Source organism: Escherichia sp. E13S3 (genome assembly GCF_004212325.1).
Taxonomy (GTDB): Bacteria; Pseudomonadota; Gammaproteobacteria; order Enterobacterales; family Enterobacteriaceae; genus Escherichia.
This window is the reverse complement of sequence record NZ_RHJR01000024.1, coordinates 9,783-30,791: the sequence shown is the minus strand read 5'-3', so window position 1 is coordinate 30,791 and position 21,009 is coordinate 9,783. Positions and strand designations below refer to the sequence as shown.

Below are 21,009 nucleotides of genomic sequence, written 5' to 3'. Positions count from 1 at the left end.
GACAGTTTAGTGAGTTTTATCATGACGGCGGAAGGTCACCTCCTCTTTTCTATTGCTTGTGCGGTGTTTGCTAAAAATGCCGAGCTTACACCCGTGCTGGCACAGGGTGACTGGTGGCATATTGTCCCTTCCGCAATATTAACTTGTCTGTTACCGGATATTGACCATCCAAAGTCGTTTCTTGGGCAGCGATTAAAGTGGATATCAAAACCCATTGCCCGCGCTTTTGGTCACCGTGGCTTTACCCACAGTCTGCTGGCGGTGTTTGCTCTACTGGCGACCTTTTATCTGAAAGTTCCGGAAAGCTGGTTTATTCCGGCTGATGCTCTGCAAGGTATGGTTCTCGGTTATTTGAGTCATATTCTTGCTGATATGCTGACCCCTGCTGGCGTTCCCCTACTCTGGCCGTGCCGATGGCGTTTCCGTCTGCCAATTCTGGTTCCACAAAAAGGCAACCAGTTAGAACGTTTTCTCTGCATGGCGTTGTTTGTCTGGTCAGTGTGGATGCCCCATTCACTGCCCGAAAACAGTGCCGTGCGTTGGTCATCGCAAATGATTAATACCTTGCAGATCGAGTTTCATCGCCTTATTAAGCATCAGGTTGAATACTAAAAAAACAAAAATCGCTTTTCTGGAATAAGCCATTCCATTTGAATATAAGAGCCAGCTCACAGTTCTGTTAATCTTGCTTCAACACTATGGCTACTGCGTAGCGATAGAAATAATAAGATCAGGAGAACGGGGATGAACTTTCCATTAATTGCGAACATCATAGTGTTCGTTGTGCTGCTGTTTGCGCTGGCCCAAACCCGCCACAAACAGTGGAGTCTGGCCAAAAAAGTGCTGGTAGGTCTGGTGATGGGTGTGGTTTTTGGCCTTGCCCTGCATACCATTTATGGTTCTGACAGCCAGGTACTCAAAGATTCTGTGCAGTGGTTTAACATTGTCGGTAACGGCTATGTTCAGTTACTGCAAATGATCGTCATGCCGCTGGTATTTGCCTCCATTTTAAGTGCGGTTGCCCGTCTGCATAACGCGTCTCAACTAGGAAAAATCAGTTTTCTGACCATCGGTACGCTTTTGTTTACCACGCTGATTGCGGCGCTGGTCGGTGTGCTGGTCACCAACCTGTTTGGTTTGACGGCTGAAGGTCTGGTTCAGGGTGGCGCTGAAACTGCGCGTCTGAACGCTATCGAAAGCAACTATGTCGGTAAAGTCTCTGACCTGAGCGTTCCGCAGCTTGTCTTGTCCTTTATCCCGAAAAACCCGTTTGCCGATCTGACCGGTGCCAATCCGACGTCAATTATCAGCGTGGTAATTTTTGCGGCTTTCCTGGGCGTTGCAGCACTGAAACTGCTGAAAGATGATGCGCCGAAAGGTGAACGAGTCTTAACTGCTATCGATACGCTGCAAAGCTGGGTGATGAAACTGGTTCGCTTGGTCATGCAACTGACGCCATACGGCGTTCTGGCACTGATGACCAAAGTCGTTGCTGGCTCCAACCTGCAAGACATCATTAAACTGGGTAGCTTCGTTGTCGCGTCCTACCTCGGTCTTATCATTATGTTTGCAGTGCATGGCATTCTGCTGGGCATTAATGGCGTAAGCCCGCTGAAATACTTCCGTAAAGTATGGCCAGTGCTGACGTTTGCCTTCACCAGTCGCTCCAGTGCTGCGTCTATTCCGCTGAATGTAGAAGCACAAACGCGTCGTCTGGGTGTTCCTGAATCCATCGCCAGTTTCGCCGCCTCTTTCGGCGCGACCATTGGTCAAAACGGCTGTGCCGGGCTGTATCCGGCAATGCTGGCAGTGATGGTTGCGCCTACGGTTGGCATTAATCCGCTAGACCCAATGTGGATTGCGACACTCGTTGGTATCGTCACTGTGAGTTCAGCAGGTGTTGCAGGCGTTGGTGGCGGTGCAACATTCGCCGCACTGATTGTACTCCCTGCAATGGGCTTGCCGGTAACGCTGGTGGCATTGTTAATTTCCGTTGAACCACTTATCGATATGGGCCGTACGGCACTGAACGTCAGCGGTTCTATGACCGCAGGTACACTGACCAGCCAGTGGCTGAAGCAGACCGATAAATCCATTCTGGATAGCGAAGATGACGCCGAACTGGCTCACCGTTAACCCTGGCTTATAACGCAAAACGCCTGTCATCCCGACAGGCGTTTTTTTACTCTTCGACCTCATTCTCTTGTCGAATCTGATTCGCCCAGCGCTGGGCCGCCTCCGGCACACTAAACGCCGGTGAGCGCAAGAATGACTCCCCCACCAGAACAAACGCCACATATTTGCCACGTAGTATCCAGACATCACGAAACGAATCCATTTTAATCGCATGCTCCGGCGGCGCAGGTTCCGTGCGCGGGACATAGCTAATAATCGGGCGGTTTTGCTGACGTAGCGGTTTCTTCATTACTGGCTTCACTAAACGCATATTAAAAATCAGAAAAAATGTAGTTTAGCCGATTTAGCCCACGTCCGTCCTGCTTTGCGTACATCTTCAAATACTTTCGCCGACACCACTTCCAGAGCGAGACATCCCTGATGGTCTATAGTTAGAGGGTTTTTTGACCAAAAAAGCGGCCCTTTCAGCAATGAAATAAGGAGACGAGTTCAATGTCGCAACATAACGAAAAGAACCCACATCAGCACCAGTCCCCCCTGCACGACTCGAACGAAGCGAAACCAGGAATGGACTCACTGGCACCTGAGGACGGCTCTCATCGTCCAGCGGCTGAACCGACCCCGCCTGGCGCGCAGCCTACCGCGCCAGGCAGTCTTAAAGCCCCTGATACGCGTAACGAAAAACTCAATTCTCTGGAAGACGTACGCAAAGGCAGTGAAAATTATGCGCTGACCACCAATCAGGGCGTGCGCATCGCTGACGATCAAAACTCACTGCGTGCCGGTAGCCGTGGTCCAACGCTGCTGGAAGATTTTATTCTGCGCGAGAAGATCACTCACTTTGACCATGAGCGTATCCCGGAACGTATTGTTCATGCGCGAGGTTCTGCGGCTCATGGTTATTTCCAGCCGTATAAAAACTTAAGCGATATTACCAAAGCCGACTTCCTGTCTGACCCGAACAAAATCACTCCGGTATTTGTCCGTTTCTCGACCGTTCAGGGTGGCGCTGGCTCGGCAGATACCGTGCGTGATATTCGCGGTTTTGCCACCAAATTCTATACTGAAGAGGGTATTTTTGACCTTGTTGGCAACAACACGCCGATCTTCTTTATTCAGGATGCGCATAAGTTCCCCGATTTTGTTCATGCGGTAAAACCGGAACCGCACTGGGCGATCCCACAGGGAGGTAGCGCCCACGACACATTCTGGGATTATGTTTCCCTGCAACCGGAAACGCTGCATAACGTGATATGGGCGATGTCGGATCGCGGGATCCCGCGCAGCTACCGTACGATGGAAGGTTTCGGCATCCACACTTTCCGCCTGATTAACGCCGAAGGGAAAGCGACGTTTGTGCGTTTTCACTGGAAACCACTGGCAGGTAAAGCCTCGCTGGTATGGGATGAAGCGCAGAAACTCACCGGACGTGACCCGGACTTCCACCGCCGTGAGCTGTGGGAAGCCATTGAAGCAGGCGATTTCCCGGAATACGAACTGGGCTTCCAGTTAATCCCGGAAGAAGACGAATTCAAGTTTGATTTCGACCTTCTCGATCCAACCAAACTTATTCCGGAAGAACTGGTGCCAGTACAGCGCGTCGGCAAAATGGTGCTTAACCGCAACCCGGATAACTTCTTTGCCGAAAACGAACAGGTCGCTTTCCATCCAGGGCATATCGTCCCCGGTCTGGATTTCACCAACGACCCGTTATTGCAGGGACGTTTGTTCTCTTATACCGATACACAAATTAGTCGTCTTGGTGGGCCCAATTTCCATGAAATTCCGATTAACCGCCCGACCTGCCCTTACCATAATTTCCAGCGTGACGGCATGCACCGCATGGGAATCGACACCAATCCGGCAAACTACGAACCAAACTCCATCAACGACAACTGGCCGCGCGAAACACCGCCGGGGCCGAAACGCGGCGGATTTGAATCATACCAGGAACGTGTAGAAGGCAACAAAGTCCGCGAGCGTAGCCCATCGTTTGGCGAATATTATTCCCATCCGCGTCTGTTCTGGCTAAGCCAGACACCGTTTGAACAGCGCCACATTATCGACGCTTTCAGCTTTGAATTGAGCAAAGTTGCTCGTCCGTATATTCGTGAACGCGTCGTTGATCAACTGGCACATATCGATCTCACTCTGGCGCAGGCTGTGGCGGAAAATCTCGGTATCGAACTGACTGATGAACAACTGAATATTACCCCGCCACCAGACATCAACGGTCTGAAAAATGCCCCAACATTAAGCCTGTATGCCATTCCTGACGGTGATGTCAAAGGCCGTGTGGTAGCGATTTTGCTTAATGATGAAGTGAGATCGGCAGACCTGCTGGTCATTCTCAAGGCCCTGAAAGCCAAAGGCGTTCATGCCAAACTGCTTTATTCACGGATGGGCGAAGTGACCGCCGACGACGGCACGGTGTTGCCAATTGCTGCTACCTTTGCCGGAGCGCCTTCGCTGACGGTGGATGCGGTCATTGTCCCTTGCGGTAATATTGCGGATATCGCAGACCACGGCGATGCGAACTATTACCTGATGGAAGCCTACAAACACCTTAAACCGATTGCGCTGGCGGGAGACGCCCGCAAGTTCAAAGCGACAATTAAGGTGGATGACAAAAGCGAAGAAGGGGTTGTGGAAGCCGACAGCGCCGACGGTAGTTTTATGGATGAACTGTTAACGCTAATGGCGGCGCACCGCGTCTGGTCCCGTATGCCTAAGATTGACAAAATTCCGGCGTAAATATGGGTGGCGCAATTGCGCCACCTTTGCCTGATGCGCTGCGCTTATCAGGCCTACCAGATGCTCATAATGCTTTGAAATTTCAATATATTGCATGCCGAATAAGGCGTTTACGCCGCATCCGGCAAAACAGCCTTACCTACACATCCAGATAACTACCCAACCGATAACCACGCTCGGCAATGGCATACTTCAACGACGCCGACGTTAACACATCCAGTTCCGCTAACCGCGGGAAACAGTAAGCACTCTGGCGAATTGTATTATCGACGAACGCCGGATGGCACATCACTTCCAGTGAGCGTTCACCACGATGACTGGAATCATCCAACACTTGCAGGAACAGTGATTCACTGATCTCTTCACCATAGAATGCACTACTGAAGCCCTGTGAACTGCGCAGATTAGCGGGTAAATCACCGTCGTTAAATACTGGCTGGCGATCAATACGCAACGCAATCCTCTCTTCAGCCGCAAACTTCGCCACAATCGGGAAAATCTGCGGGAACATATGCACATGATGATGACTATCAAGATGTGTTGGTTTGCGGCCAAACAATTCAATGAATCGCAGATACTGGCGGGCGAGTTCCTGGGAAATTTCTTCCAGTGGTAAGGCATCGTCTTCTGCCAGCTGCCAGATCCATTTCCCCAGCACACCTTGCCGGGTCAGCCCAGGCATTTCAGTCAGCGGCTTGCCCAGTGTAAGGACAAAGTGCATCCCAACTGCCAGACTCGGTTCATCACGACTTAACCGCACCGCATGGTCGATAGCTTCCCCATTCACCAGCGCCGTCGTTGAGGTGACAATACCATTACGACAGGCCTCGATAATGCCGTAGTTCTGGCCTTTACTTAAGCCAAAGTCATCAGCATTAACAATCAGTAAGCGTTCCATAATCAGCCTCAGTTAATGTGCTTTTTTGAGTTCTGCAATGCAGTCAGCAAAGTTTGGCAACCACTTCTCATGCGCCAGAATCATCTCTCTTGCCAGCAGTTCCGCGTCACGATCGGAATGCACCAGCGGGCTAAGGTTGAGCGCCAGTAACACATCGTTAAATTCACCGCTAAGGGCTGCGTGGCTGGCGGCAATCTCAAAACCTTTGATGGTATGAATCAAGCCCATCACTTTGTCATCGAAGTGTGTAATACGTGGATGTGGCGTCGCGCCATCGCGCCCCAGTGTACAGGTCATTTCTACCGCCCAGTCTGCCGGAATATTATCAATATGCCCATGATGCGGGATATTAACGTAATGTTCTGCTTGCTTGTCGTTGTAGATAGCATTAATCACTTCACACGCCGCATCTGAGTAATATGCCCCGCCGCGCTGTTCCAGTTCTTTCGGCTTAACTTTCAGGTCCGGATTTTTATACAGGTCAAAGAGTTGTTTCTCGACTTTCTGTACCACCTGTGCACGTGCGCCGCCTTTATAATACTCACCCATTTCAATCGCCAGCATCTCTTTTTGCTTGAAGTAATAAAGCAGATACGAGCACGGCAACAGATTCAGTGAGCGAATTAAGCCTTCGCTAAACGGCAGATCGAAAATATTTTTTACGCCAGACGCTTTTAACTGCCCGGATGCCACACCATCAAGCAATTCGGCAAAGCGAGACTTGCCATTTACCAGCACATCTTTAATAAACACCATGTGGTTTAGCCCGAACAGATCGATAGATAAATCATCGTTCTCATTCAACGCTAAAACATCGCTGATAAACATCTTCATGCCAATCGGAATATTACACACGCCGATAAAGCGTTTAAATCCGGTATGACGATAAACGGCTTCGGTGACCATTCCCGCTGGGTTCGTAAAGTTAATCACCCAGGCATTGGGGCAGAATTCTTCAACATCTTTGACTATGTCAAAAATCACCGGAATAGTACGCAGACCTTTAAACAGGCCACCTGCACCGTTGGTTTCCTGGCCGAGATAACCATGACTTAACGGAATACGTTCATCGAGTTCGCGTGCGGGTAATTGACCTACGCGCAGCTGGGTGGTGACGAAATCGGCATCTTTCAATGCTTCGCGGCGATCGAGCGTTTTATAAAGCTTCATTGGTACACCAGCGTTATCAATCATCCGCTGGCAGAGATCGAAAATAATATCCAGCTTCGCTTTACCCTCTTCGATGTCCACCAGCCATAATTCACTCACCGGCAATTCGTGATAACGTTTAATAAACCCTTCCAGTAATTCCGGGGTATAGCTGCTCCCGCCACCAATAGTGACGACTTTTAATTTCTGGCTCATAATTTCTCCCTTCATTAGGAAATACTGATATTCGTCGTGCCTGCCGCTAAGTCAGGAATAACCTGGAAATACCAGGTTATACAGAGCAAGCATGTAAATTTAGTGTTCTGATACAATGGCTACTGATTAAATTCAGTCAGTTTTTTACGATAGCTATTGGGTGTAAATGAGGTCAGTTTCTTAAACGTTTTAATAAACAAGCTTGGGCTACTATAACCAGCTTCAAATGCAATATCCGTTACCGAATAGTTGGTCATTTCCAGTTGTTTTTTGGCAAAATTAATACGAATTTCATTAATAATCTGCATTGGTGTTTTGCCATAATATCGCTGGGTCGCACGCGTCAAATATTCCTGCGATTTCGCCGACAGTATCACCATATTTTCCAGTGCATTTTCACTAAACTGCTCTTTATCATGCATCTTTTCAACCGTGCTTTTCAGCCACTGCGGCACATCATCAATTACCTGTTCTTCACGGTAATGACGTAAGCGGTTAATAACATAAAAAGTCACTGTCTCAACAAACTCTTCCAGCCCGGTTTCACGGAAATTCAGTGAAGAGATGACCGTTTCCACATAGGTGAGAAAAGCGTTATTGGTCCGGTATACCTGTGATGCGACGAAGCAATAAGGCAACAACGGCAGATAATGTTGCTCAAAAAAACGTTTGCTGATCCCAACATTTAATATACGCGTGGCGCCAAACTCATAAAAACTTTGATGGTGCGAGCCCAACGGAATAAAGACAAAATCGCCCCGCTCCAGCAACACGCGTTTACCGTTTATCTCCTGGTAATAACGACCCGTTAACACCAGGGTGAATTCATAATAGTCGTGTTGATGCAGCCCACTGATACTCTCAGTTTTGTTGTAGATAAACACATGGAAGTTTTTGCCATTAAACAGTTGTTGTTCACGGGCTGTGGCAATTTCCGGCGCATTAATCACTGGCTGCATCATCAACTCCTTATGCCTTCAATTTTTCATGAAGCTCAATTAATTCGCTAATCAGTTCACGTGCAAGCATTGAGGTCATTAAATGATCCTGGGCGTGAACCAGCACCAGACTCACTTTCATCTTACCTTCGCCCGCATCGCCTTCAATCAGTTTCGTCTGTACCAGATGCGCTTCATTCAACGCCATTCGTGACTGATCCATCATCGCTTTTGCTGCAGCAAAATCGCCCTGCTTTGCCTGTTTCAGCGCCGCATACGCCAGACTGCGCGCCTGCCCGGAATTGATGATAAGCCCCATCACCACTTCTTCCAGTTCTTCGGCTTCGGTTTGCGTATCCGGGATATTGTCGAGATCCATCATACTCAGTTCCTCACTTTCCTTACCCGGCACAGCGTTACCTGTGCCGATATCGATTAAAATTTCAGCGCGTTAGCAATATCTTCTTCACTCTCTTCTTTATCAATCACGTTTTGTGCTTTGTTAGCCACCACAACAAATGGCAGATAAATCAGCGTGGCGATACCGAGGTTGAAGAGTGCGACCAGTAAGGCGGCGACGCTACCGTTGGTGTTAAAGAAGGCTCCCAGACCGGTTGGCATGGTCCACGGCGCAATGTTGGTCACTGGTGGAATAATGCCCATGTAATATGCCGCCAGGGTGATTGCCGCCAGAATCGGTTGTACCAGCACAAACGGGATAAACATCACCGGGTTCATAATAATCGGCAGACCAAACAGAATCGGTTCGTTAATCTGGAAGATGCCTGACGGCAGAGCCAGTTTTGCCACCTGACGATAATCAGCACGGCGAGAAGCAATAAAGATAGCCAAAATCAGGCCCAGGGTCGCGCCACTACCACCGAGGAAAATAAAGGAGTCCAGCATCGGCTTGGCCCAGATATGGAAGGTCTTACCGGCAGCTAATGCCGCTTCGACGGAACCATATTGCTGGTAGGTCGCAATGTTTTCCAACGCCCACGGCGTCATGATGCCGTTGTCCAGTGCAGTCAGCGCCAGCGCGCCGTGAATACCGAAGAACCACAGCAGTGGAACAAAAATCACATACGCCCAGCCGACCACACTGCCCAACGATGCCAGCGGCGTCGAGATAGTATCCATAATGATCTGATGGAAGTTTGTACCCCAGGTCGTCAGCGCCCAGGCAATAATCCCCATCACGGAAAGAATAATAAAGCCGGGAATCAATGCAGAGAAAGAACGCGATACCGACGCAGGTACGCTATCGGGCAGTCTAATTACCCAGTTGCGGCGGACAATAAAGGTAAACATTTCTGCCACCACCAGGCCGATAATAATCCCGGAGATGATATTCGCGCCGCCTAACCAATTAGCGCCGACGGCATAAGCCTCGCCGACGCTATAAGGCGTGACGGTCATAAACGCCGCAACGGATAACAATCCCGCTGCCAGCGCATCGACTTTACGCTCTTCTGCCAGCGCCATGCCGATAAAGAACGGTGCCATTAAAGACATAATCCCCAATGTTCCGTTATAAACATTTCCGCCAATACCTTTCAGACCATTGAGTGTTTCAATGGTCGAGGCGTCGAGGCGAATACCTAAGGAATAAAAAAATGACCCCTCCCCAAAGCTAAGGAAAACGTTATTAATTAATACAAACATAGCCCCTGCGAGGGTTAACGGCATTAAGCGAATAAAACCGTTTTTGATTGCATTAACGTGCGGTTGCTTTCCTATTTTAACTGCAAAAGGGAGGAGTACCTTTTCAAGCGATGCAATAACATTACTCATAGAAAAATACCCTTAAAAACCGCAATTCAAATATTGCGGTATAGATTTATGAAATAACTCTTTGACGGGAAAATTTAAAAATTAATTTGCTGCGGCTTTTTTAATTGCTGCAACTGCAGCCTTAAGCACGCCTAAACCATCGACTTTGCCATATAACAACGAGTCAATTACTTCCACCGGTTTGTTGGGTAACAAACGCTGAATTTCGGGCAACATATAAGCAATCTGCGGCCCTAATAAAACGACATCGGCATTCAGCCCTTTTTCACCAGCCAGCGTTTCTGGAAATGCTTCAATAATGACCGGAACTTCATATTTTTCTGCCTGAGCGCGCATTTTTGATACCAGTAAAGAGGTAGACATGCCCGCAGAACAAAACAGATAAATGTGTTTCTTTTCCATAAAACTGCCCTCATCAACGATTATCTGTCAGCCAGACACTCCGCAAGCCTTCACCTGCTTCCATGCTCTGGGTAACTTGCGAAACCAACATGACTTTTTTTGGTGGCTGAAAAGAGTATACGGTATTGACCTGAGCAATAGTATTTCTTTGACTATACAAATTGTCTCTCCTTGACCTGCTGTTATGACCACCTTCACATTTCGGTTAAATAATTCGCGTCAACAAATAAGAACACGCGCATAAAAAAACCGGCACAGTGGCCGGTTTTCGTTGTGACTCAAGCTTTCAGATGAAGGAATTACTTCGCAGCCTGCGGATCAGTGTCGTATTCGGCACAGGTCTGATAGCCGGTATTGATCACATGCCCGGTATCATCTAACGCGACAAAATAGGTTTCTGCTTTACCATCACGTTGACCCAGAATGTAGGTCTGGCAAGTACCACGAGCATGGATCATGCTCACTTCAGACGAAGGTTTACCCGCAATTTGTGCAACCTGCGCCCGGCTCATGCCTTTTTTGACGTCTTTCACCACAGGCTGTACAAACTGGTCTTTGGTACGATCATACGCCGTACAACCTGCCAGCATGGTTAATACCGCCGCTGCACCCAGAATTCCTGCCATATTCTTGTTCATATTCCGTCCTCTTGTTTATCAGCGTATTAGATAAGCCTGGAATACATCGGGGGCTTTTTCAAGCCTGAGAGCGAAACGGTGTCGCTTTCAGAGGATTCCTGTATGACGTTTTAACCACCATTCAACCTGCTGTCGCTTGTCGTTTCTGTAGCAACGGGTTAGCTTTAAGGAAGTTTTATTTTTTTGTCTGGAGGGGTTCAATGACATTGCAGCAACAAATAATAAAGGCGCTGGGCGCAAAACCGCAGATTAATGCTGAAGAGGAAATTCGTCGCAGCGTCGATTTTCTGAAAAGCTATCTACAAACCTACCCGTTCATTAAATCACTGGTACTCGGCATTAGCGGTGGTCAGGACTCTACCCTTGCCGGTAAGTTGTGTCAGATGGCAATTAATGAACTGCGCCAGGAAACCGGTAATGAATCACTGCAATTTATCGCCGTGCGCCTTCCCTACGGTGTTCAGGCCGACGAACAAGATTGCCAGGACGCAATTGCCTTTATTCAGCCGGATCGCGTATTAACCGTCAATATCAAGGGCGCGGTACTCGCCAGTGAACAGGCATTGCGGGAAGCAGGTATCGAACTGAGCGATTTTGTGCGTGGCAATGAAAAAGCACGTGAGCGGATGAAAGCGCAATACAGCATTGCGGGTATGACTAATGGCGTCGTAGTTGGCACCGATCATGCGGCAGAAGCCATTACTGGATTCTTCACTAAATATGGTGATGGTGGCACAGACATTAACCCTCTGTATCGTCTGAACAAACGTCAGGGTAAACAGTTACTGGCGGCGTTAGGTTGCCCTGAGCATCTCTATAAGAAGGCACCCACAGCCGACCTGGAAGATGACCGCCCGTCACTGCCAGATGAAGTCGCGCTCGGCGTAACGTATGAAAATATCGATGACTATCTTGAAGGGAAAAATGTCCCGGAACAGGTCGCCAGAACGATTGAGAACTGGTATCTGAAAACCGAGCATAAACGCCGCCCACCCATTACGGTTTTCGATGATTTCTGGAAAAAATAAACAGCGCGGCCTCCCCGCCTGAGATTGTCGACAACAAACACTTTATTCATGCCGGATGTGGCGTAAACGTCTTATCCGGCCTGTAAAACTTTGCGAATTCAATACATTGCAGGAGTCGAGTAGGCCTGATAAGCGTAGCGCATCAGGCAGTGTTAGCTTTGTCATCGGCCTTGCCTCTTTTTTAATCGCCACCCACCCGCTATACTGGATAAATGACCAGCATTCGGAGTAAACAGTGGTACGGCGTTTAACTTCCCCGCGGCTCGAATTTGAAGCGGCGGCAATTTATGAATATCCCGAACATTTACGTTCATTTCTTACTGACTTACCCACCCGACCCGGTGTGTATCTGTTTCATGGTGAAAGTAACACTATGCCGCTCTATATCGGCAAAAGCGTTAACATCCGCAGCCGCGTCCTTTCCCATTTACGTACCCCGGATGAAGCGGCCATGCTGCGACAATCCCGACGCATTAGCTGGATATGTACCGCGGGCGAAATCGGCGCTCTGCTCCTTGAAGCGCGTCTAATCAAAGAGCAACAGCCTTTGTTTAATAAACGGTTGCGCCGCAATCGTCAGCTCTGCGCCCTGCAACTGAATGAAAAACGCGTGGATGTGGTGTACGCCAAAGACGTGGATTTTTCTACTGCGCCAAACCTGTTTGGCCTGTTTGCCAACCGCCGCTCGGCATTACAGGCATTACAGACAATCGCCGATGAACAAAAGCTCTGTTATGGCCTGCTCGGGCTGGAACCGCTAAGCCGCGGTCGTGCTTGCTTTCGTTCAGCGCTAAAACGTTGCGCCGGAGCGTGCTGCGGAAAAGAGAGCCATGAAGATCATGCTCAACGTCTGCTCCAGTCGCTGGAACGTTTGCGGGTGATCTGCTGGCCGTGGCAAGGTGCGGTGGCGTTGAAAGAACAGCACCCGGAAATGACCCAATACCATATTATTCATAACTGGCTGTGGCTGGGGGCGGTTAATTCGCTGGAAGAGGCGGCAACGTTGATCCGTACGCCTGCCGGATTCGATCACGATGGTTATAAAATTCTTTGTAAACCACTGCTTTCCGGTCGCTATGAAATTACTGAACTTGATCCGGTGAATGGCCTGCAAGCCAGTTAATTTCACTGAACAGCAGTTTGCCTTGCGGTTGCAAAAGCCGCAGGGTGTGTTTGCCATCGTACCAGCACGCGCCCTGGTCGGTAGTTAACAATTTTTCGCCCAGTTGCCATGCCCCGCTAATCACAAACACCACCCCGCCGCGTGAGCCAAAAGTGGTGAACGTGCGATCGGCAATTCTGACTTTCGCCTTACAGGCATCCAGGCGCGTCATAATGTTGAAATCCATCGACATCTGCCCTTCCGTCAGTTTCGCTTTTACCACCTGGTCCGCCGCAAAAGCAAAAGGCTGTAACGGCTTTAAGGTATGGCTAAAACGGTCTGCGCTTTCAAGAAGCATCTCACCGCCTTCCAGCAGCGTCACACTTCTTTCCATCCCAGGAAATAAAGAAAATTCACCATTGGCCGCAATGGACGCAATGCTGGCACGCCAGTAAAAATCACGTTTCGCAGGGGGAAAACTACAGATCTCACGAGTTTCACCGGCAGCGTTTCGCCACAGGTTCACCGACATTTTACGCATATCAAAGTATTCCATACTCGCTCCGGGCATGCTCTTTTCATTGTTATCGCTCAGGCAACCGTGGATTGTTATCGGCAACTCGTATGATTTACCTTAGCGTTTTTGCAAAAATGACAGGCACAGGCGCATAAAAGAAAACCGCCGATCCTGTCCACCGCCTTACTGCAAGGTAGTGGACAAGACCGGCGGTCTTAAGTTTTTTGGCTGAAAGATTATTCAGCAGTTGCAGGCATTTTACCTTTTCCCGCTGGGCGTTCTGTCAGACGCTTCTCAAAATTAGCATTAAATTGCTTTTTCTGCTCCGGCGTCAGGATGTTGTAAATCTTGTTCTGGGTTTCCATGTGCGCCAGCATGTTAGCTTTGCGCTGTTCTTCCATTTTAGCAATCTGCGCTTCAGCTTTTGCTTTGTCGAAAGTATCGCTGGCGATGATGTCATGCATTGCGCGGCGTTCTTCCAGCGGCGGACGTTTCATCTGGTCACGCTGGCCTTTCATGATTTCACGAATCTGCTGTTTCTGCGCGTCGGTCAGGTTCAGGTCTTTGAACATCATGTCCTGATGCGGACCGAACTTGCCTTTATGATGCATCATCGGCTTCGCGTCAGCCGGTGCTGCGGTAGTGGTGTCAGCGGCGTGGGCCAGGTTAGCCGCGCCAAGAGCCAGGGTAGAGGCAACAAACAGTGCAGTTAATTTACGCATATTCTATATCCTTCCTTTCAGTTATTTGTTACGGCTTTCTTAAGTAACGTGCCGTGTTGACGAGATTAACTTTACTGAGTTTAGCGTCAATTAATCAGAGCAACGGTAAATCAATGAAAGTATAAAAAACATTTTCTCGCCAATTATGGAGAAAAAAAGAAAAATTGAAGGAAAGTGATGAGCAAATATTACAACACAATGATTTTGCAGAAATTATGGAGGACTATACCTGATAAATGGCGATAAATAAAGCAAACACCCAGGATTAATCCGTATTATTCCGAAAGCCGTTATTAAATACCCGCAGAAACCTTTCTGCGGGCAAGTGCTAGGTTATTTTTTCCAGCATTAATCCCGCGCGTAATCCCAACGCCACCAGTGGATTGGGGAATAACACATATTCAATATCATGAGTCACGGTAAAACGTTCCTCACCATCCTGCGCCAATAACGTTCCTTTCTTAAACGGCGTGAAATTCAGCGTCTCGCTCGCCATATGCAACTCGAAAGCAGCAGTGTGACGGGTAATCTGCGAAACCACCCGGTAACGCTGGGGCAGTTTTCTCTCTATACCGACACTTGCCCCTGCTAACAGCGTAGCAATTGCATTGGTGGTTGGCGCAAACTGACGAAGCTCGTTTTGCCCAAACGGCAGTGCTTTGCCTAGCTCCAGCGTACACGCCAGTGCGCCAAAATGTTTGCAGCTGAAATGGGTAAACGTGCCGCCTGGCGCCTGATGAAACACCAACGCCTCCAGCCCTGCCGCGCCCAGCCATGTCAGAAAACTTTCGTCCCAGGGAATTTCTCGTTGCGGTAAAACACCAAACCGCTGGTGATACGAACCGCGGATGGCTGTATGCAGATCAAGATGCCAGCGCACAGACTCTTTCCCCTGCTGATAAAAATCTTCCAGGCACTGTTCCAGCTCGCGGGCGCGGCAGGTTTCGCCGCTTTCGGCAAATAGCTGCCAGCGTCCGCCAAACATCCGGTTCATATCGCTATGGCAATAGCGCTTTCCTTGCTTGAGCGCTGGGGGATTTCCGAGGATTGCCAACAAGCGCCAGCGTAACTTAATTTCACCGTGATAAATTGCGCCAAGTAAGGCGTCCAGCATTTCTACAGGCGCCGTTTCATTACCGTGGATCCCCGCCGAAATTACCAACGCGCCTTGCGGTGGGGTTAATGGCGTCAGTTCCAGCACGCCGTCCCCCAGCCAGCGCCAGCGAATGCCGTTGATTTCTCTCTCGGTGATGACAGGTTTTTTACCCTCTAATGTCAGAGTGAGAAAATTATCCATTCTCCCCTCCCTCGCGCTGGAACGGATAAACCGAACCGAGATTCAGTAATTGAGTCAACGCATCCAGCGCTTCCCGCCCTTCACGCAGCAATTGCGGGTCGGCCAGTTCGGCAGCAGTAAGACGATCGCGGTAGTAACGATCCACCCAGTCATTGAGCGCATTAAACAACGTATCGTTCATCATCACCGCCGGATTCACCGCCCGGCGTTCTTCATCCGTCAACACCACGCGCAAACGCAGGCACGCAGGGCCTCCGCCGTTCGCCATGCTTTCGCGCAAATCAAAAACTTTTAGTGAGCTTATCGGGTTATCCGCAGCAAGGAGTTCATTGAGATAACGCCATACTCCGGCGTGTTCCCGACACTCCTGTGGCAGCACCAGCATCATCGAACCATCATCGCGACTCAACAACTGGCTGTTAAACAGATAGGTCGAGACAGCATCCGGAACGGAAACCTGCGACGTCGGAACTTCTATCGCCATAAAACCATTGACCCGCGCACGCAGGTTTGCCAGTAATTGCGCCTGGCGAGCAAATGCCTGCTGATGGCAAAACAGCACCTGGCGGTTGCTCACGGCAATCACGTCATTATGAAAAACGCCCTGGTCGATAACGTCCGGGTTTTGCTGGGCGAAAATCACCTGCTGCGGATTAACCTGATTCAGCCTGGCTACCGCCTCGCTGGCTTCGCGGGTCTGCCGCGCCGGATAGCGGGAAGGCCGCGTACCGTTACCCTCTTCTCGCCCGTAAACAAAAATCTGCACACCGGGTTCGCCGTAATGACCGCCGAGGCGATTGTGGTTTGCCGCCCCTTCATCACCGAGCAATGCCACCTGCGGCAACGCCGAATGGATGGTGAATTTCTCTTTATCGTTAAAAATGGCGTTTAACAGCGATTCGGTGACGGGGGCTTCCAGCGAACGGTGAAATTTATTGTTCAGGTTGGCGACCGTGAAATGCACTTTGCCATCCAGCGTATCAGCGGATGGCGCGACCGTGGCCGCATTAGCTACCCACATTGGCGATGCTGAACTGACGCTGGAAAGCCAGTGTGGTGCCTGGCGGGCAACCTTTTCCAGTATCTGCTCATCGCTGCCGCTGAATCCCAACTGACGCAGCACCGGAATAAACGGACGCTCGTGCGGCGGGATCACCGCCTGGGGAAATCCTGCATCGGCAAGGGCTTTCATTTTCAGTAAGCCCTGCTTCGCCGCCAGTCGTGGATTCGATACCTGAAAACGGTGACGGGTGGAGGCTTCATTACCAAACGACAGGCCAGCGTAATGGTGCGTCAGCCCCACCAATCCATCGAAATTGACTTCCCAGGCATTCATCGCGCCACCTCATCGGAAAAATCCAGCCCGGGGTTAAGCGTTGCGGGCAACGTTAACGAGTCCGACTCCAGGCTCGCCATCGGCCAGGCACAATAATCTGCGGCATACCAGGCGCTGGGGCGATGGTTGCCGGAAGCGCCAATGCCGCCGAATGGTGCGGTACTGGCGGCTCCGGTAAGCGGTTTGTTCCAGTTAACAATCCCTGCCCGCGCTTCCAGTAACAGTTGCTCGAACTTTTCCCGTTTTGGGGAAACCAGCCCACAAGAGAGGCCAAAGCGGGTGTTATTCGCCATCTTTATCGCCCCATCAAAAGTGTCATAACGCCATACGCGAAGTAGCGGCCCAAACACTTCTTCATCCGGCACGCCTGAAACGCCCGTCATTTCAACGATCCCTGGCGTCAGCAGCGATGTTCCCGCTTGTAGCAAACGTGGCGCAAGCAGCGTTTGCCCGCCCAATGCTTCCAGTTCCTGCCAGGCAGTAACCACCTGCTGTGCGGCCTGTTCAGAAATCAGCCCGCCAATAAACGGCTGCGGTTCGTCATCCCATTTCCCCGGCGTTAACCGCTGGCTGACGGCAACAAGGCGAGCAAGAAACGCATCGCCCTGCGCCCCGCTTTTCACCAATAAACGGCGGGCGCAGGTGCAGCGTTGCCCGGCAGTGACAAATGCCGACTGGATAGTCAGATGGACAGCGGCGTCGATATCCACCACGTCATCAATAATCAGCGGGTTATTGCCGCCCATTTCGAGGGCAAGAATTTTTTCCGGCTGACCGGAAAGCTGGCGATGTAACTGGTAGCCGGTATTGGCGCTGCCGGTAAACAGCAAGCCGTCGAGATCCTCCAGTGCACTGAGTGCCTGACCGGTTTCGCGCCCACCTTGCACCAGGTTCAGCACGCCCGACGGCAAACCTGCCTGCTGCCATAAACGCATGACTGCCTCGCCGCTCCAGGGGGTTAGTTCGCTGGGTTTAAAGATTATCGTGTTACCTGCCAGCAGCGCCGGAACGATATGCCCGTTAGGCAGATGTCCGGGGAAATTGTACGGTCCAAACACTGCCAGCACGCCGTGTGGACGATGGCGCAAGCTCGCTGCTCCATCCGGCATTTCACTGCGCTGCTCTCCCGTACGAGCGTGATACGCCTTGATTGATATCGCGATCTTATTGATCATCGCCGTCACTTCGGTTGCCGCTTCCCAACGCGGTTTGCCGGTTTCTCTGGCAATAATCGCGGTTAATTCGGCTTTGTTGCTTTCCAGCAGTGCGGCAAATCGTTCAACTCTTACCTGACGATCGCCAAAGGAGAGCCGCGCCCAACGCGGAAACGCTGCACGAGCAGCCCGACAAGCCTGCTCAACCTGAGCAGCATCGGCATCATTGCCCTGCCATAACACCTCGCCCGATACCGGATTACGCTTCACGCGCTGTGCGCCCTGGCCCGTCACCCAGTCACCGTTGATCCATAAAGTCATGCTGTTTTCTCCTCTGCGCACAGGCGCACCAGACGAACGCGATCCCCGGCGTGGCATTTGAGGGCATCCAGTTGTGCGGCGGTTAAAATCAAACGTTCGGTCGCCGGATCGGCTCGCACCAGCAACACGCGGAAATGGTGATAATTTTCATTGGCGACCAGGCAAGCCGGAAAATCGCCCTGTGCAGGTTGTCCTTCCGCTACTTCCACCAGCCGACTTTTGCGGATAGCGCGAACGCGGTCAATGTCACACTCCAGCGTCGGCCCGCCGTCGAAAATGTCGATATAGTTGCGGTAGCGAAAGCCCTCTTTTTCCAGCACCGCCCGCGCGGGCGCGGTTTGCGGATGAACCTGTCCAATGACGTCCTGTGCTTCCTGGGATAAAAAGTCCGTATAGATCGGATGTTTCGGCATCAGTTCTGCAATAAATGCCTTTTGCCCGGTGCCGCAGAGAAAATCGGCGCGGCTAAAATCCATCGAAAAGAAACGTTTACCGAGGCTTTGCCAGAACGGTGAATAGCCGTGTTCGTCAATCACACCGCGCATTTCCGCGACCACTTTGTCATTAAACTTGTCGCGAAAAGCCGCCATAAACATAAAGCGCGATTTCGACAGCAAATAGCCGTTGCCCTCTTTGCGCCAGTCCGGGTCGAGAAACAGCGTACACAGCTCGCTGCTGCCGGTGTGATCGTTACTGAGAAACAGCGTCGGCAACGCGTTATAGACATTCAGCTCTTTCGAAGCGTGAACCAGCGTGCCGACGCGATAGTTGTACCAGGGATCGTTCAGCCCAACTGCCACCTCTATGGCGCAAATTCCCGCCACAGTACCTGTTTCACTCTCTTCCAGCACAAACACATAGCCCTGCTCGCTTTTGGGCAGTTCGCCCTGCCAGGTTTTGATTGCCCTTTCGATACGTGCCGAAAGCGTGGCTTCATTGGCGGGAAGCGACGTCAGGCCGCCGCCCGTTTTGCTGGCAAGCTGCATCAGCGCCGAGACATCTGATCGCTCAACGGGACGGATGACCATCATGATGAACCTCGGCTCACAAAGTGTTCGCAAGCAGCTGCAAAACGATCCAGTCCGGTCGTCACTTCTTCTTCGCTGACATTCAGTGCCGGAGCAAAACGCACCACATTGCCGCCCGCAATCAGCACCATCACGCCCGCTTTCGCCGCTTCCTGAGAAATTTGTTTCGCTTGCCCGGCGTAATCCGCATTCAACACACAGCCAATCAAAAGACCTAAGCCGCGAATTTCACTGAATAAACCGCAGCGGTGATTAATGGTATTAAGACGCTCAACAAACCAGTCGTGACGCTGCTTAACACCGTTAAGCATTTCTGGCGTGTTGATAAGTTCCAGCACTTTACCCGCCACCGCCGAGGCCAGCGGATTACCGCCATAGGTGGTGCCATGAGTGCCAACGGTCATCACCCGGCCGCACTCTTCGGTTGCCAACAGAGCGCCAACGGGGAAACCGCCGCCCAGCGCTTTGGCGGTAGTTAACAGATCAGGCGTCACGCCGTAGTGCATATAGGCATACAGTTCCCCGGTGCGCCCGACGCCGGTTTGTACTTCATCAAAAATCAGCAAAGCATTGTGGCGGTCACACAATTCACGCAGACCTTGTAAAAACGCGTTGCTGGCTGGCACCACACCGCCTTCCCCCTGAATGGGCTCAACAATCACCGCACAGGTGGAGTCATCAATCAGCGCGCTGGCAGAGTTAATATCGTTATATGCGGCATGACGGATATCCGGCGGCAGTGGCGCAAAATCCTGTGAATAGGCTGGCTGCCCGCCTGCGCTGACGGTAAACAGCGTGCGCCCGTGAAACGCATTTTTGAACGCCACGATACCGCTCTTATGGCTGCCGTAGCGGTCGTGAGCGAATTTACGCGCCAGTTTTAGCGCCGCTTCGTTGGCTTCCGCACCGGAGTTACAAAAGAAAATGCGATCGGCAAACGTTGCGTCGATCAATTTTTTCGCCAGTCGCAGTACCGGCTCGTTGGTGTAACCGTTGCCGGTATGCCAGAACTTACTCGCCTGTTCGTTCAGCGCCTCGCGCAGTTCGGGATGCGCATGACCCAATGCGTTTACCGCAATGCCACCCGCGAAGTCGATATACTCTTTCCCCTGCTGATCCCACAAGCGCGAACCTTCGCCACGTACCGGTATAAACGGTGCCGGAGCGTAAACAGGTATCATCCATTCATCAAAGTTTTCACGCGTAATTGGCTGAGACATAGCGACCTCCACAGTAAATAATTCGTTATTTATATGTTAATTATAAGTAATGTTTGCGCTGTAAATGTAGATTGCAGGGTTCATGCCAGCCAGGGGGAAAAGTGCATAAATGACGGTCACTAACTGGAAATCAATGTGTTACAACCGAACGATATGCACCTTAAGTGCATATAAAGTGAATATGTTTGCCATGTGGATGAATAAATAGAATAAAAAACGCAATGTTATGCAGAAGTAAAATATAATTCTGGAATTGTGATCTTTGACGAAATTTACTGGAAATTACTGCGCCATTCTGACGCAGCGCGCACCAAAAGCGGGCATTTTTTGCGCCATCGTTGACATCATTAACAACCATC

20 protein-coding genes are annotated in these 21,009 nt (G+C 50.6%); 5 read left to right on the top strand and 15 right to left on the bottom strand.

Features of this window, described 5'->3' with window-relative positions; translation table 11 throughout:
- Positions 1–21 precede the first annotated feature (21 nt).
- Together D9597_RS21635 and tcyP are read left to right on the top strand one after the other, a co-directional pair.
- Complete coding sequence (locus D9597_RS21635; protein ID WP_064529159.1) at positions 22–612, top strand: metal-dependent hydrolase; 591 nt, start codon at positions 22–24, stop codon at positions 610–612.
- 132 nt (positions 613–744) lie between these two features.
- Entirely contained in the window at positions 745–2,136 is a 1,392-nt protein-coding gene (gene tcyP, locus D9597_RS21630; protein WP_064529160.1) for a cystine/sulfocysteine:cation symporter, read from the top strand.
- Between the two features lie 46 nt (positions 2,137–2,182).
- Here the strand turns inward: tcyP and cedA are convergent, their stop codons facing one another.
- Positions 2,183–2,446: a cell division activator CedA gene (gene cedA, locus D9597_RS21625; protein ID WP_130208300.1), complete on the bottom strand. Its 264-nt coding sequence runs from the start codon at positions 2,444–2,446 to the stop codon at positions 2,183–2,185.
- A 182-nt stretch (positions 2,447–2,628) separates the two neighbouring features.
- Between cedA and katE the strand changes: the two genes are divergently transcribed.
- A complete protein-coding gene (katE, locus tag D9597_RS21620; protein ID WP_130224653.1) occupies positions 2,629–4,890 on the top strand; it encodes a catalase HPII in 2,262 nt (753 codons plus the stop codon).
- 139 nt (positions 4,891–5,029) lie between these two features.
- On the opposite strand, the gene chbG is transcribed toward katE, so the two are convergent.
- From chbG to osmE, 7 genes are all read right to left on the bottom strand, one after another.
- Entirely contained in the window at positions 5,030–5,788 is a 759-nt protein-coding gene (chbG, locus tag D9597_RS21615; protein ID WP_130224651.1) for a chitin disaccharide deacetylase, read from the bottom strand.
- 12 nt (positions 5,789–5,800) lie between these two features.
- Positions 5,801–7,153 (bottom strand): 6-phospho-beta-glucosidase, encoded by a 1,353-nt coding sequence (celF, locus tag D9597_RS21610; protein ID WP_130224649.1) that lies wholly within the window; start codon positions 7,151–7,153, stop codon positions 5,801–5,803.
- A 119-nt stretch (positions 7,154–7,272) separates the two neighbouring features.
- Positions 7,273–8,115, bottom strand: coding sequence for a transcriptional regulator ChbR (gene chbR / locus D9597_RS21605; protein WP_171022612.1), 843 nt, complete (start codon positions 8,113–8,115; stop codon positions 7,273–7,275).
- 7 nt (positions 8,116–8,122) lie between these two features.
- Positions 8,123–8,473 carry a PTS N,N'-diacetylchitobiose transporter subunit IIA gene (chbA, locus tag D9597_RS21600; RefSeq protein ID WP_064529165.1) on the bottom strand — a complete coding sequence of 117 codons (351 nt, stop codon included), beginning with the start codon at positions 8,471–8,473 and terminating at the stop codon, positions 8,123–8,125.
- Positions 8,474–8,526: 53 nt separating this feature from the next.
- Positions 8,527–9,885: a PTS N,N'-diacetylchitobiose transporter subunit IIC gene (chbC, locus tag D9597_RS21595; RefSeq protein ID WP_130208308.1), complete on the bottom strand. Its 1,359-nt coding sequence runs from the start codon at positions 9,883–9,885 to the stop codon at positions 8,527–8,529.
- A gap of 81 nt (positions 9,886–9,966) precedes the next feature.
- A complete protein-coding gene (gene chbB, locus D9597_RS21590; protein ID WP_000412160.1) occupies positions 9,967–10,287 on the bottom strand; it encodes a PTS N,N'-diacetylchitobiose transporter subunit IIB in 321 nt (106 codons plus the stop codon).
- A 299-nt stretch (positions 10,288–10,586) separates the two neighbouring features.
- Positions 10,587–10,925 (bottom strand): osmotically-inducible lipoprotein OsmE, encoded by a 339-nt coding sequence (gene osmE, locus D9597_RS21580; protein ID WP_064529167.1) that lies wholly within the window; start codon positions 10,923–10,925, stop codon positions 10,587–10,589.
- A gap of 200 nt (positions 10,926–11,125) precedes the next feature.
- On the opposite strand from osmE, the gene nadE reads away from it, so the two are divergent.
- Positions 11,126–11,953 (top strand): ammonia-dependent NAD(+) synthetase, encoded by an 828-nt coding sequence (gene nadE, locus D9597_RS21575; RefSeq protein WP_064529168.1) that lies wholly within the window; start codon positions 11,126–11,128, stop codon positions 11,951–11,953.
- A 235-nt stretch (positions 11,954–12,188) separates the two neighbouring features.
- The gene (gene cho, locus D9597_RS21570; protein WP_130208310.1) at positions 12,189–13,076 is read left to right on the top strand and encodes an excinuclease Cho; all 888 of its coding nucleotides are present in this window, start codon (positions 12,189–12,191) and stop codon (positions 13,074–13,076) included.
- On the opposite strand, the gene ves is transcribed toward cho, so the two are convergent.
- From ves to astC, 7 genes are all read right to left on the bottom strand, one after another.
- Entirely contained in the window at positions 13,036–13,611 is a 576-nt protein-coding gene (gene ves, locus D9597_RS21565; RefSeq protein WP_130218867.1) for an environmental stress-induced protein Ves, read from the bottom strand. The genes cho and ves overlap by 41 nt on opposite strands.
- Before the next feature lie 197 nt (positions 13,612–13,808).
- On the bottom strand, positions 13,809–14,294 hold the full coding sequence (spy, locus tag D9597_RS21560; RefSeq protein WP_130208314.1) for an ATP-independent periplasmic protein-refolding chaperone Spy: 486 nt from the start codon (positions 14,292–14,294) through the stop codon (positions 13,809–13,811).
- 328 nt (positions 14,295–14,622) lie between these two features.
- On the bottom strand, positions 14,623–15,591 hold the full coding sequence (astE, locus tag D9597_RS21555) for a succinylglutamate desuccinylase (protein WP_130224647.1): 969 nt from the start codon (positions 15,589–15,591) through the stop codon (positions 14,623–14,625).
- Positions 15,584–16,927, bottom strand: coding sequence for an N-succinylarginine dihydrolase (gene astB, locus D9597_RS21550; RefSeq protein ID WP_130224645.1), 1,344 nt, complete (start codon positions 16,925–16,927; stop codon positions 15,584–15,586). Before astB ends, astE begins: the two co-directional genes overlap by 8 nt.
- Positions 16,924–18,402, bottom strand: coding sequence for a succinylglutamate-semialdehyde dehydrogenase (gene astD / locus D9597_RS21545; protein WP_130224643.1), 1,479 nt, complete (start codon positions 18,400–18,402; stop codon positions 16,924–16,926). Before astD ends, astB begins: the two co-directional genes overlap by 4 nt.
- On the bottom strand, positions 18,399–19,433 hold the full coding sequence (gene astA / locus D9597_RS21540) for an arginine N-succinyltransferase (protein WP_130208322.1): 1,035 nt from the start codon (positions 19,431–19,433) through the stop codon (positions 18,399–18,401). Before astA ends, astD begins: the two co-directional genes overlap by 4 nt.
- A complete protein-coding gene (gene astC, locus D9597_RS21535) occupies positions 19,430–20,650 on the bottom strand; it encodes a succinylornithine/acetylornithine transaminase (RefSeq protein WP_130218857.1) in 1,221 nt (406 codons plus the stop codon). The genes astA and astC overlap by 4 nt, the downstream gene beginning before the upstream one ends.
- Between the last annotated feature and the right edge of the window lie 359 nt (positions 20,651–21,009).